This is a genomic window from Haloterrigena turkmenica DSM 5511, from assembly GCF_000025325.1.
GTDB classification, from domain to species: Archaea; Halobacteriota; Halobacteria; order Halobacteriales; family Natrialbaceae; genus Haloterrigena; species Haloterrigena turkmenica.
The window spans coordinates 3,831,180-3,843,594 of the sequence record NC_013743.1 but is presented as its reverse complement, the minus strand read 5'-3'; the positions used below and the strand labels follow the sequence as shown (position 1 = coordinate 3,843,594).

Sequence of the window (12,415 nt, the reverse complement as noted above, 5' to 3'; positions counted from 1 at the left end):
CCCGATGTCGACGAAAAAAGCGGGCTCGAAACCGAGACGACCGCGATTACGAGATCTTGTCGTACTGCTCGGAGAGCTTCTCGGCGGCCTCGCCGAGCTGGTTGCGCTCGTACTCGGTGAGGTCCCACTCGACGATCTCCTCGACGCCGTCGGAGCCGAGCTTGACGGGGACGCCGAAGGCCGTGTCCTCCTGCCCGTACTCGCCCTCGAGTTTGACGCTGCAGGGCAGCACCTCGCCCGTATCGCGAACGATGGCCTCGACCGTGTGGCCGACGCCGGTCGCCGGGCCCCACTGGGTCGCGCCCTTCTTCTCGATGACGTTCATCGCCGAGGTCTGGAGCTCCTCGAGCAGGTCGTCCTTCTCGTCCTCGTCGAACTCGGGATCCTGTCCGTCGACGCGGACCTTGGAGAAGACGGGGACCTGGGCGTCGCCGTGCTCGCCGAGGATCGTCGCTTCGACGTTCTGGACCGGTGCGTCGAAGCGCTGGGAGATGACGTAGCGGAACCGAGCGGAGTCGAGTCGGCCGCCGAAGCCGATCACCTTCTCGCGGGCGCGGTCGCCCGTCTCGTAGAGGTGGCGGTTGAGCAGGTCGACGGGGTTGGACGTGGTGACGGTGACGAAGTCGTCGTTGTGCTCGGCGATCGAGGAACCGATGTCCTCCATGATCGGCGCGTTGTCGCCGGCCAGGTCGATCCGGGTCTGACCCGGCTGGCGCGGGATGCCGGCGGTGATAACGACGACGTCGGATCCGGCGGTGTCCTCGTAGCCCCCCTGCCGGATCGTCGTGTTCGAATCGTAGGCCGCGCCGTGGTTGACGTCGGCGGCCTGGCCGATCGTGTCGTCTTCCTTGTCCGGAATGTCCACCAGAACGAGCTCGTCGGCGATGTCCCGAAGCGCGATGTTGTACGCCGCAGCGGCCCCGACCGTGCCGGCCGCTCCGACTACGCTAACTTTCGTCATACCACGTAAATCTCTACCACGCTACGCGTTAAATCCGTCGGAAACCGCTTCGTTACCCGGTCCAACGAGCTGTATTTCGACGATCGTCGACCACTGCCGTACTCGTCCCGTTGCGCCCCAGAGAATTACACGAACCAGCACATCCTGCGCATTTACCGGGTACAAATCCGACGTTCGTCGACCGACGGCCTCGAGCGATTCGCGGTGTCTCCCCTCAAGTGCCTCGTCTCGAGGCCGACGAGCGCGGAAACGAACGCGACCGCCGAAGAGGAACCGAACCGATCATTGCCGATGCCCGCCGTCGGTCGGGTATGCGCGTCAGCGTCATCGGCGGCGGTGCGATCACTGACGAACAGGCGGCCCGCGCGGAAGCCGTCGGGCGGGAACTCGGCGCTCGCGGCCACACGGTTGTCTGCGGCGGCCGCGGCGGGACGATGGAAGCTGTCTGTCGCGGCGCGAAAGCTGAGGGCGCCACGACGATCGGAATCCTCCCGAGCGACCGCACCGCACAGGCCAACGACTACGTCGACGTCCCGATCGCGACGGGGCTCGGCCACGCCCGGAACGCGCTCGTCCCAATGAACGGCGACGCGGTGATCGCGCTCACCGGCGGCGTCGGCACCCTCTCGGAGATCGGCTTTGCGGGCATCTACGACCGACCCGTCGTCGGTCTCGAGACCCACGACGTCTCCGAGATCGACGTCGACCTCGAGACCGTCGAAACCCCCGAAGCGGCCGTCGACGCCGTCGAGGCGGCACTCGAGGACCGCGCCTGAGTCGGGTCCGCCTTCGCAGCTTTTTCGACGTTCCATCGTCTCTAGACGACCATGAGCGACTTCGACAAGGAAGCCGAGCGCGAGAAACTCCGGGAAAAGTACGAGCGCGACCAGGAGGAGCGACAGGCCACCCAGCGTATGAGCGACCTGCTGCTCAAGGGCGCGACGATGACCAACGCCCACTGCGGCACCTGCGGCGACCCCCTGTTCCAGATGGACGGCACCACCTTCTGTCCGAGCTGTCACGGCAACCCCGACGCCGTCGAGGGGACCCAACTCGAGGCCCAGTCGGCCGAGGACGCCGCCGACGAGGCGCCCAACGGGACGGCCGCCGATCGCGAGCCGAGTCGTCAGGACTCGAGCCCGGCGGCCGGCGGCTCGGAGACGGTCGAGACGTCCGAAACGGACACTCCGGCCGCGCGTCAGGACCGACAGCGCGGCCAGCAGGCGGGGAGTACCGACGCGATCGAGACGGCTGACTCGAGTCCGGCGGCCGACGAGACCGCGGCGACCGAACGGAACGTCGCGAACGAGGAGCAACCGACCGCCGCCTCGGCAGGCGATCGGCAGCCGTCGACCGCCCGCTCGGCGTCGACGCGTTCGACCGACGCCGACCGCGAGCGCTCCGCCCGATCGCCCGCCGACGACCGGCGATCGATCGACGGCGCCGGTGCCGGCGGGGCCGCTCGGTCCGCCGACGGCGACCTCGAGGCCGCCCGCGACTCGCTCGTCGCGGCCCTCGAGAAGTTCGCCGGGAACGCTGCGGCAACGGACGATCCCCGATACGCGCGTGAGTGCCTCGAGGCCGCCCACGAGGCCGCCGAAACCCTCGAGACGCTACGCTGACCGCGCCGATTCTCCAACGGCGCGCCGGTCGAGCGGACGGCGCCGGTCGAAGCGCCGTCGGCCGTCGGGTCGCTCGATACTGTTTTTCACCGTCCGGATCGCTCGAGTCCATCTCCTAGCGATCGAACGGAGCGCCGACCGCGGTCGCGAGTGCACCCTCTCATAACTGTTTCGGGGAACGTGTTCTCGGGGCTTCCCACCCGGTAAGAACGGGCTCGCCCCGTTATACTGCGGCTCTTCATAGGTACAACTGTCTATGAACGATCGTATCGGCGCACCCGGGTCCGGACTCTCGCGACGCGAACTGATGATCGCTACCGGCGGCGCGGCGGCCCTCGCCGGCTGTATGAGCCGCGGTCAGGGAGACGATCCCGAGTCGCCGGACTCGAGCGGCGACGAGGAGGACGCGTCGTCCGATCTCCCGCAGACGAGCGCGCCCGAAGTCGTCCAGGTCGACGAGCAGGACGGGAGCGTGACGCTGCGTTCGGTGACGGCCCGCCACCCCGTCCACCCGATAGATTCGATGGGTGGACCGATCGAGCTCCCGCAGGTCTGGGCGTTCCAGGCCGACGACGGCGAGCCGAGCGTTCCCGGGCCGATCCTTCGGACGACGGAGGGGAACGATATGGAAGTCACGCTGGACAACACGGACGCCGACCATCCCCACACCCTTCACTTCCACGGCGTACGGAAGTCCTGGAAGAACGACGGCGTTCCCACGACGACCGGGGTGACGGTCTATCCCGGTGAGAAACACACCTACACGATTCCGGCGAACGTCCCCGGGACGCACTTCTATCACTGCCACTACCAGACCCACCGGCACATCGATATGGGGATGTACGGCATCTTCCGCGTCGATCCGAAGGGATACGAACCCGCCGACAAGGAGTACTTCTTCACCCTCAAGGACTGGGACTCGCGGGTCAACCGGCAGATGGCCGGCGAGAACGTCGACTACAGTCCGCGCCAGCGAAATCCTGACGTGTTCACGATCAACGGGAAGAGCCTCCCGCGGACGCTCCACCCGGAGGAGGGGTCGCCCATCATCGTCGACCACGGCGACACCGTCCGCCTTCACATGGTCAACGCGGGCTACATGTCCCACCCGATGCACACGCACAACCACCGGTACCGCCTCGTCGAGAAGGACGGCGGACAGGTTCCCGAAGCCGCCCAGTACGAACACGACATCACCAATGTCGCGCCCGCCGAACGCCACACCATCGAGTTCGAGGCCGACGCCGACCCCGGCATCTATCTCATGCACTGCCACAAGGTCAACCACGCCATGAACGGGACCTCCTACCCCGGCGGGATGGTCAACGGCATCGTCTACCGCGATGCGATGAACACCGACGTCTTCGCGGATCTCATGGAGTACGCCGGCTACGAGGGTTGATCCGCTCACCGAGGTGAGACGCGGCGTCCCCGCTCCGGCGACAGCCGCGACAGCAGTGCGGACAGCGTCGATATCTACGGTTTCTCCGCTGATTCGGACGAGAGACGTCGATAGACGGATCTTCGAATCGTCGCGTCTCCTCGAGCGATCGCAAGTTTGTACTTCGCTCGAGTAAATAGATATAAATAAGCTGGAGATATAGAATTATTAGAATAACGAGACCGATACGAACATGGCTCTGCTAAATATGCTCCTCCTGACCGGCCTCGCCGTCCTGGCTGGAGTGACGATGACGTGCGTTCTCTGCCTCGATCGGCGGCAACTCCGCCGAACCATCGGTGAGTACGATCACCGACTCCGGGACGTCGCCCCGTATCTCGGCGCCGCGGCGCTGTTCTTCCTGACCAAGCGGTTGACCCACGACTACAGCGTGAAGCTCTCGCACGCGCTCGATTGGGATATCACGGCCGAAATCTACGCCGCCGAAGGCGAGTTCGTTGCCCACCTTCAGGATATCGTTCCGCAGGCCACGCTCGAATTCTTCTCGATCATGTACATGTTCGGCTTCCCGTTCCTCCTGGTGACCGCGCCGATCCTCTACTTCGCGCTGTCCTCCCAGCGCCACCTCAAGGAGTTGCTCATCGCGTACGTGTTCAACTACGTGATCGGCGCGATCTGTTACACGCTGTTTATCGCGTACGGCCCGCGCAACCACCTGTCGACCGTCGACGGTCTCATGTACAGCTTCTATCCACAGACTCAGGACATGACGGCGGCGGTCTCGGCGAACACGGACGTGTTCCCGTCGCTGCACACGTCGCTGGCGGTCGTCGTCCTACTGTTCGCGTGGCGCTCGCGCCGGGAGTACCCCCGCTGGCTCCCGCTCGCGACGTTCGTGGCCGCCAGCGTCGTCTTCTCGACGATGTATCTGGGCATTCACTGGTTGATGGACGTCGTGGCCGGCATCGTCCTCGGCGTGGGGAGCATCTACGCGGCCGAGCGGATCGTCGCCCGCGCGGAAGGCGACGCCGGTCGGATGTCCGTTCTCGACGACCGCGAGGAAGGAATCGCGTCCGACGCGAGCGACTGAGTCGAACCGGCGCGAGCGGTCGGGTTCGACCGGGACCGACTACCCCGTGTACTCGCTCCCGATCACTTCCCGGATTCGCTCGGCGGTCACCGCCCCGACGCCGTCGGCGTCCTGTAACTCCTCCTCGCTGGCGATCATCACCGCCTCGACCGTGCCGAACTCCTCGAGCAGCGAGCGCGCCGTCACGGGCCCGATCTCGGCGATCGAGGAGACGACGTACTCCTGCTGTTCGGCGAGCGTCTTGGACTGCTTCTCGCCGTGAACCGACACCTCTCGATCGGCGGTTTCCTGCTCGCGGCCGGCGATCACCGCCAGCAGCTCGGTCGTCTCCTGTTCGCCTTCCGTCCGGAGGACGCTCGCGCCGAAGTCGACGGCCAGACTCGAGAGCGCGCCCCGAACCGCGTTCGGGTGGACGTCCCGCTGTTCGTACAGTCCGTCGCCCTCGACGATCACGATCGGGCGGGAGTAGTGGCGGGCCATCGCGCCGACCTGCTCGAAGACCGACCGGTCGCCGCCGACCAGCGAGTCGACGAAGTCCGCGACGGACTTGCGCTCGACGACCACCCGGTCCGAACAGACGTAGTCGCCGACCTCGAGCGTCTCGAGGCGCACTTCGATCTCCTCGCGCCGCGAGAGGTCCCGCGCGATGTTGGCATCCATCTCGCGCTGGTCGGCGACGACCTCGATCGCATCGCCCTCGGCGTGGGGTTCGTGGGTTTCGACCTCGTCTTCCGCAGCGTCGTCGCTCCTATCGCCTCCGCCGGCGTCGTCTTCGGCTCCGTCGTCGCCCGCGAAATCCCGGAGGCCGGGCTGTTCCGAAACCCCCTCGCTTCCACTGGAAGAATCGCCGACGGCGTCGGGATTTTCACCGCGGTCGTCCACTTTCACTTCGCTTTCCGGAGCGTCGTCGTCGAAATCCGTCAGCGCCTGCTGGGAGTCGTCTAACTCCTCCTCGAGATCGTCGGCGACCCCCTTCAGGTCGCGCAGCTCCGACTCCATCTCCTTCTCGCGGCGCCGCGAGATCCAGAAGTAGGCCTCGTCGCGGGTGTCCTCGGCCATCAGGACGACGACCCGACCCTCGGACTGGCGGCCGGTTCGGCCCTTGCGCTGGATCGAGCGGATCGCCGTCGGGACGGGCTCGTAGAACAGCACGAGGTCGACTTCCGGCACGTCCAGCCCCTCTTCGGCGACCGAGGTGGAGACGAGCACCTCGAACTCGCCGCCGCGGAACTGATCGAGCACTTCCTGTTGTTCGGTCTGGGTCATCCCGTCGCTCCCCTCGCGGTCGCCCTGGCCGACGAACCGCTTGGCGTCGAAGCTCTCGGAGAGGAAGTCCGTCAGCGCCTCCGCGGTGTCGCGGGACTCGGTGAAGACGATGACGCGCTCGCCGCCCTCGAGGCCGAGCGTCTCGGCGAGCAGCATTCTGGTCTTGCGATATTTGGGATGGAGCTGGTCGAAGCTCTCAGCTTTGCGCATCGCCTCCCGCACTCGCGGGTCCGACACCAGCCGCTGGCTCGCCTTCGAGGCGCCCGACGAGCGGGCCTGGTTGCGCTGGCGGTCGAAGTACCGGCAGACGGCTTCGACGCTCTGGGTTTCGACTAGCGTCACGGCCTGCCGGAGCTTCATGATTTCCGCGTGAACGGACATCCCCTCGAAGCCCTCCGACTGGTCGTTGTTGATCAGCTTCTGGAGCTCCGCGCGCATCCGGTTCAGATCCTTCTGGGACTGGTCGGGCTGGGTCGAGGACGCCACGCCCAGTTCCTTCAGCTTCTCGAGGCGCTCTTTGATCACCTCGTTCAGCGCGTCCCGGATCTCGATGACCTCCTCGGGGAGGTCGATGCGCTCCCACTCGACGTCGGTGTCGTGGGTGAACTCGTCGACGTCGGCGTCCTCCTCGGTCATCACCTCGACCTCTCGGAGGCCGAGGTTCTCACAGACCTCGAGGATGGCCTCCTCGTCGCCGCCGGGCGAGGCCGACATGCCGGTGACGAGCGGGTCCCGCGCGTCGGCGTGGTAGCGCTCGGCGATGTAGTTGTAGGCGTAGTCGCCGGTCGCGCGGTGGCACTCGTCGAACGTGATGTGGGTCACGTCGGCGAGCGAGATCCGGCTGCCGACGAGGTCGTTCTCGATCACCTGCGGGGTCGCCATCACGACCGTCGCTTCCTCCCACATCGCGGCGCGATCGTCGGGGCTGACGTCGCCCGTAAACACGACGATCTCCTCGTCGGGAATTTGGAGGGCTTCGCGATAGAAGTCGGCGTGTTGCTGGACGAGGGGCTTCGTCGGCGCGAGCATCAGCGACTTCCCGCCGACCTCCTCGAGTCTGCGCGCGGTGACGAGCAGGCTCACCGTCGTCTTCCCCAGTCCGGTGGGGAGACAGACGAGCGTGTGGTCGTTCGCGGCCGTTCCCGCGAGCTTTAGCTGGTAGAGTCGCCGTTCTAGAAAGTCGGGCTCGAGAAGCGGATGCTCGATCGAGGGCGGTTCCTCGTCCTGTGCTGCCATTGCTGGCGATTCGAGACGGTCGCGGTTAAGCGTTGAGAAAGCGGGGTGAAAGTGATCCCCGAACGCGTCGCGCCGTCTCAGTCCGATGTTTGGCCCGGCGACTGCCGGTATAAGCACCTCCGCGACGTAGCGTCCGTATGGCCACCCGGACAACCACTCGTCGCGATTCCGACCGCTACTCGCTGCTTCGCGCGCTCGGCTTCGCGGTGCTGGTAAACGTCGTCGGCGCCGCCCCCAGTATCTTCTCGTCGCCCGATAGCGCCTGGTTTCGGAGCCTCGAGAAGCCGTGGTTCTACCCGCCGTCGATCGCGTTTCCGCTCGTCTGGACGGCGCTGTTCACGCTGCTCGGCGTCGCGCTGTGGCTGGTCTGGCGCAGCGATAGCGCCGGCCGACGGCTCGCGCTCGGGCTGTTCGCCCTCCAGATGGCGTTCAACGTCGTCTGGACGCCCGCGTTCTTCGCGCTCGAGGCCCCGCTGTTGGCCCTCGGCGTCATCCTCGCGCTCTGGGGACTGATCGTCGGAACCGTCGTCGCGTTCGATCGAGTCGATCGGCGCGCTGCGGCGTTGCTCGTCCCGTACCTCGCGTGGGTGACCTTCGCCGCCGTCCTCAATTTCGAACTCTGGCGGCTGAACGCCTGATCGATCCGGATCGCGGGCGAACCGACCGCGACCTCGACCCCGTGTTCGTGTGTCGAACCGCTCCAGAAGAGATCCTCCGCTCAGTCCGCGCTCGCGTTGGCGGACGAGCCGGTAGTCGCGGCCGGTACCGAGACGGTCCCGGTCGCCTCCGGAATCTCGCGCTGCCGATCGTCGATCGCCGCCCGGAACACCCGGGCTAGCTGCTGGGCCGTTTCCGGCGAGTACGACCGTTGTGCGTCGGTCCGTCGGTCGCTCGAGTCGCGATCGGCGGTCACCGTCCCGACCAGCGGAACGCGGCCGACGAGCAGCGCGAGGAGCCGTCGCAGTCGGTCCACAGGGGAGCGAGCGTGATCCCCCGCCGCCTCGTTCGCTCGTCCCGCGGATTCGTCGGGCGTCCGTTTCTCCCGCTCGACGTACCCCTCGAGTCGCGCCCGAACGGTCTCCAGTTCGCGGCGCGTGAACTCGTCCGTCGGCTCGACGCCCGTGATATCGACCAGTAGATCGCGATGTGGCTCGAGCGAGAGTCGCCACACGCCGTCCTCGGCGTCGAGCCCCTCGACCGGCGGCGGCGTCCGTTCTCCGTCGACGCGAATGCTGAGTTCCCCTCCCATGAATCGTTCAATAATACTAACTAATATATATTTAGTACTTTGGATAATAGCTATACGTTAGAAAACGTATCCCCGGCTTTCGCGTTCGAAACCCGCGGGTCGCTGCGACCGATATCGCTACCGACCGCGCTTGCCGTCCCGCCGGCGAGAGTACCGAGTTCGCTGTCGATCGAGTTGCCGTCCCGACGCGAACCCGTTAGCCGGACCCGCTCCCACCGTTTCGAGCCCCGTCCCGACCGTTCTCCTTCGCCGTCGAAGTACGTACTTCGGACCGACCGACGTCTCTTCTCGGTCCGAGAGCCAATTTGAATTCTTTCTGTAGTTAGATATGATGGACTATATACTGGTACGTACTTCAACGTATGTAAAATATAACGTCTTATCTCTGATTTTTCGAAGCTTTTTGGTAGGAAACTCGTGACGATTGCTCCACCAGTTGCCGACGACGAGGTATCGTTCGATCATCAGCGTCTCGACGCCGACTCCTACGACGACGTCTACGTGATCGGCGACGTTCACGGCTGTCTCGACGCCCTCGAGCAGTTGCTCTCGACGCTCGAGTTCGGCCCGAACGACCTCGGCGTGTTCGTCGGGGATCTGGTCCGGAAGGGACCGGACAGCAAGGCGGTCCTCAAGCGGGTGCGGGACTCGCCGCAGCTGCGGTCGGTCCGAGGGAACAACGAGCAGAAATTCCTCGACGACGAGGCCGACCTCGAGGCGCTCGAACCGGCCGATTACCGGTACCTCGAGTCGCTGCCGACCGCCATCTCGTGGGACGACAACCTCGTCGTCCACGGCGGCGTCGATCCGGCGCGCTCGCTTTCGGAGCATTCGGATCGAGACCTGCTGACGATGCGGAGTCCGAACGGCGACGGCTACGACGGCCCGTTCTGGTTCGACGAGTACGCGGGCCCGCTGCGGGTCTTTTTCGGCCACACCGTGCTCGATGAGCCCGTCGAACGCGAGTGGGCCGTCGGCCTCGATACGGGCTGTGTCTACGGCGGTCGGCTCACGGCCTACGACCTCCGCGGCGAGCGGTTCGTGAGCATCTCGACGCCCGAGCACCAGCCGCGCCCGGACGAGAAGTTCGCCGAACCTGCGGAGTGAGAGTGGGATGAGGGGGGATGACACGTCCGAATCCGACCGAGCGGAGCAGTGGAACCGACCGACCGACCGACCGAACCGAACGAATCGAGACGACGACGTGCCGACCGCTCGAGCGATGAGCGACGGCGGGTCGTCGAGTAGCGACACCGACGCGACGGCCGAGGAGGGAGCCGAGGACGACGCGTCGCTCGCGTACGACGGGGATGCCGATGACGCGCCTTCCGCTGATTCCGACGAGGGAGCCGGGTCCGAGCCCGATGCGGTCGAGACAGCGGTCGGTGGCTCCGACGCCGACGAACCCGCGCCGACCAGCGCTCTCCCCGCCGACACGTTGTCGGTCGACGAAACGAGCGTCGCGGACGCCGCGACGACGACCGACCGGCCCTCGGGAGCGGGCGGCGTCCGGGCCGAGTCCGTTAACCTCTCGGATCCGCGCTACTACCTCAACCGCGAACTCAGCGAACTCGCCTTCCAGCGGCGGGTCCTCCACGAGGCCACCGACGAGAAGAACCCGCTGCTCGAGCGGGTGAAGTTCCTCGCGATCTTCACGAAGAACGTCGACGAGTTCATCCGCAAGCGCGTCGGCGGCCTGAAACAGCAACTCGCCGCCGGCATCACCGAGGAGACCCCTGACGGCCGCACGCCCCGCGAGCAGTGGCGAGAGGCACTGACGGAGGCCCGCTCGCTGCTCGAGCGCCAGAGTCGCTGCTACCGCGAGGAGATCCGGCCCGCCCTCGACGAGGAAGGGATCCACATCGTCGACTACGACGAGCTCTCGGCCGCCGAGCGACGGGAGGTGCGGGACTACTTCGAGAGCTCGGTCCTGCCGACCCTGACGCCGCTGACGTTCGATCCGGCCCATCCGTTCCCGTTCATCTCGAACCAGAGCCTTTCCCTCGGCGTTCTGACCCGTGAACGACCCGGCGCCGATCTCACCTTCTCGCGGGTGAAGATCCCGCGAAACCAGGTCCGGTTCGTCCAGCTCGGCGACGACGACCGCTACGTGCTCCTCGAGGACGTCGTCCGAGCGAACCTCGATCTGCTGTTCCCGGACGTCGATGTCGTCGACACGGCCCTGTTCCGGGTGACGCGAAACGCCGAGGTTCGCCGCGACGAGGAGGTCGCCGAGGATCTCATCGAGATGATCGAGGAAGTCCTGGAGGAGCGCCGGTTCGCCACCGTCGTCCGCCTCGAAATTGAACGCGACGCGCCCGTGGAGGTCCTCGAGATTCTCCGGCGGGAGCTCGAACTCGACGAGCGGGAGGTGTTCCATCTCGACGGACCGCTCGACTACCGGGACTTCTTCGAACTGGCTGCCCTCGACCGGCCCGAACTGCAGTTGCCCGACTGGACGCCCCAGCCACACCCGCGGCTGGGAACCCGCGAGGACGGTCGCCCCATCTTCGACGTGATCCGCGACCGCGACGTCCTCGTCCACCACCCCTACCACGCCTTCGAGGACACCGTCCAGCGATTCCTCGAGGAGGCGGCCAACGATCCGGACGTGCTGGCGATCAAGGCGGCGATCTACCGCACGGCCAGCGACTCGAAGATCATCGAGACGCTCATCGATGCCGCCCGCAACGGCAAACAGGTCGCGGTCATGGTCGAACTCAAAGCCCGCTTCGACGAGGAGAACAACCTCGAGTGGGCGAAGAAACTCGAGGAGGAAGGGATCCACGTCGCCTACGGGACGATCGGCTACAAGACTCACACGAAGACCTCGCTGGTCGTCCGGGAGGAAGAGGACGGCGTGCAACTGTACTCCCACATCGGCACCGGCAACTATCACTCCGAGACCGCCAAGCAGTACGAGGATCTCGGCCTGCTGACCGCCGATCCCGACATCGGACAGGACCTCGTGCGCGTGTTCAACTACTTCACGGGCCACTCGATGCACCGCGACTACCGCAAACTGCTCGTCGCTCCCGGCAACATGCGCGAGCGGTTTGTCGACCTCGTTCGGACGGTTGCCCAGCGCGCCCGCGACGGCGAGGACGCCCGCATCGTCGCCAAGATGAACCGGTTAGAGGATCCGCAACTCGTCCGCGAACTCTACCGCGCGTCGATGGCCGGCGTCGATATCGATCTCATCGTTCGCGACATCTGTCGGCTCCGGCCCGGACTCGAGGACGTCAGCGAGAACATCGACGTCCACAGCGTCGTCGGCCGGTTCCTCGAGCACTCGCGGATCTTCTACTTCCGGGCGGGCGACGAGGACTGCTACTACACCGGCTCGGCCGACTGGATGACCCGGAACCTCGACAACCGCGTCGAGGCGATCACCCCGATCGAGGACCCGCGGCTCCAGTCGCGTCTCGACGAAATCCTCGAGACGATCCTGCAGGACACCCGAAACCGGTGGGTGATGCAATCCGACGGCACCTACGAGCGGTGCCGGGAGCGGGTCGACGAGGCGACGACGGACGTCCACGCGACGTTCATGGAATCGGCTCGAGAACGGACGACACGGCACTGACCG

The 12,415-nt window shown here is 66.0% G+C and carries 10 protein-coding genes; 7 read left to right on the top strand and 3 right to left on the bottom strand.

Annotation, left to right across the window (positions count from 1 at the left end; genetic code table 11):
- Positions 1 to 46: 46 nt before the first annotated feature.
- The gene (gene mdh, locus HTUR_RS18370) at positions 47 to 961 is read right to left on the bottom strand and encodes a malate dehydrogenase (RefSeq protein WP_012944836.1); all 915 of its coding nucleotides are present in this window, start codon (positions 959 to 961) and stop codon (positions 47 to 49) included.
- Positions 962 to 1,272: 311 nt separating this feature from the next.
- On the opposite strand from mdh, the gene HTUR_RS18365 reads away from it, so the two are divergent.
- The 4 genes from HTUR_RS18365 to HTUR_RS18350 all read left to right on the top strand — a co-directional run bounded on the left by HTUR_RS18365 (position 1,273) and on the right by HTUR_RS18350 (position 5,075).
- Positions 1,273 to 1,737, top strand: coding sequence for a TIGR00725 family protein (locus tag HTUR_RS18365; RefSeq protein WP_012944835.1), 465 nt, complete (start codon positions 1,273 to 1,275; stop codon positions 1,735 to 1,737).
- 51 nt (positions 1,738 to 1,788) lie between these two features.
- Positions 1,789 to 2,583 (top strand): Sjogren's syndrome/scleroderma autoantigen 1 family protein, encoded by a 795-nt coding sequence (locus tag HTUR_RS18360; protein ID WP_012944834.1) that lies wholly within the window; start codon positions 1,789 to 1,791, stop codon positions 2,581 to 2,583.
- 256 nt (positions 2,584 to 2,839) lie between these two features.
- A complete protein-coding gene (locus tag HTUR_RS18355) occupies positions 2,840 to 3,985 on the top strand; it encodes a multicopper oxidase domain-containing protein (RefSeq protein ID WP_012944833.1) in 1,146 nt (381 codons plus the stop codon).
- Between the two features lie 232 nt (positions 3,986 to 4,217).
- The gene (locus HTUR_RS18350; protein WP_012944832.1) at positions 4,218 to 5,075 is read left to right on the top strand and encodes a phosphatase PAP2 family protein; all 858 of its coding nucleotides are present in this window, start codon (positions 4,218 to 4,220) and stop codon (positions 5,073 to 5,075) included.
- Positions 5,076 to 5,114: 39 nt separating this feature from the next.
- On the opposite strand, the gene HTUR_RS18345 is transcribed toward HTUR_RS18350, so the two are convergent.
- On the bottom strand, positions 5,115 to 7,577 hold the full coding sequence (locus tag HTUR_RS18345) for a DEAD/DEAH box helicase (protein ID WP_012944831.1): 2,463 nt from the start codon (positions 7,575 to 7,577) through the stop codon (positions 5,115 to 5,117).
- Between the two features lie 137 nt (positions 7,578 to 7,714).
- Here HTUR_RS18345 and HTUR_RS18340 point away from each other — a divergent pair, with 137 nt between their 5' ends.
- Complete coding sequence (locus tag HTUR_RS18340) at positions 7,715 to 8,215, top strand: TspO/MBR family protein (RefSeq protein ID WP_012944830.1); 501 nt, start codon at positions 7,715 to 7,717, stop codon at positions 8,213 to 8,215.
- Positions 8,216 to 8,295: 80 nt separating this feature from the next.
- On the opposite strand, the gene HTUR_RS18335 is transcribed toward HTUR_RS18340, so the two are convergent.
- Positions 8,296 to 8,826: a hypothetical protein gene (locus tag HTUR_RS18335; RefSeq protein WP_012944829.1), complete on the bottom strand. Its 531-nt coding sequence runs from the start codon at positions 8,824 to 8,826 to the stop codon at positions 8,296 to 8,298.
- Positions 8,827 to 9,243: 417 nt separating this feature from the next.
- Between HTUR_RS18335 and HTUR_RS18330 the strand changes: the two genes are divergently transcribed.
- Together HTUR_RS18330 and ppk1 are read left to right on the top strand one after the other, a co-directional pair.
- Positions 9,244 to 9,933, top strand: coding sequence for a metallophosphoesterase family protein (locus HTUR_RS18330; RefSeq protein ID WP_012944828.1), 690 nt, complete (start codon positions 9,244 to 9,246; stop codon positions 9,931 to 9,933).
- Positions 9,934 to 9,940: 7 nt separating this feature from the next.
- Complete coding sequence (gene ppk1 / locus HTUR_RS18325) at positions 9,941 to 12,412, top strand: polyphosphate kinase 1 (RefSeq protein WP_012944827.1); 2,472 nt, start codon at positions 9,941 to 9,943, stop codon at positions 12,410 to 12,412.
- Positions 12,413 to 12,415 lie beyond the last annotated feature (3 nt).